The 458-nt window shown below is 38.0% G+C and carries 1 protein-coding gene; it reads left to right on the top strand.

What is annotated here, in order from left to right; all coding sequences use genetic code 11:
• A partial coding sequence (locus tag Q0796_RS18155; protein WP_298445897.1) for a hypothetical protein occupies positions 1-355 on the top strand: 355 nt, incomplete at its 5' end.
• Positions 356-458: the final 103 nt, after the last annotated feature.

Here is a 458-nt window from a genome sequence, read left to right as displayed (position 1 = left end):
GGCGTTATATGTAAAGGAGAGTATGGTGGAGTTTTGGAGTGCATTTGGTGTTTTCTTTTTCTTTTTGATTATGGAAAGCGTTACTTCATGGATTTTCATTCGAGGTAGTAAAAAGCGTTATCCTGTTCTTTGGCAACATGCTGGTGAACCAACTTTAATGGGTAACGGTGACATGATTAGCGCTTGGCCGTTAAACAAATATCTTATGAATCGCAAATATCTCGAAATAGATGAACCATCTGCAATTGCATTCGCTGAAAAAAATAGACTGCCATTTGTCATTACGTATTTTGGAGCATGTGTTTCGGTAGTTGTGTTTTTTGCGGTAGTTTACTTTTACGGAACACCTCAGTAATTGACATATAACAAGTTGCTTAAACGGACAAAAAACAGCTGGCTTTTGCTCGTTCCTCGCTAATTATAGCCAGCTATTTTATTGCCGCTTAGCAAAGCGTTAT

The sequence above is a fragment of the uncultured Ferrimonas sp. genome (genome assembly GCF_947489035.1).
In the GTDB taxonomy this organism is placed as follows: domain Bacteria; phylum Pseudomonadota; class Gammaproteobacteria; order Enterobacterales; family Shewanellaceae; genus Ferrimonas.
Note: the sequence above shows the minus strand (reverse complement) of the source record. Positions and strands in the feature narration are given on the sequence as shown.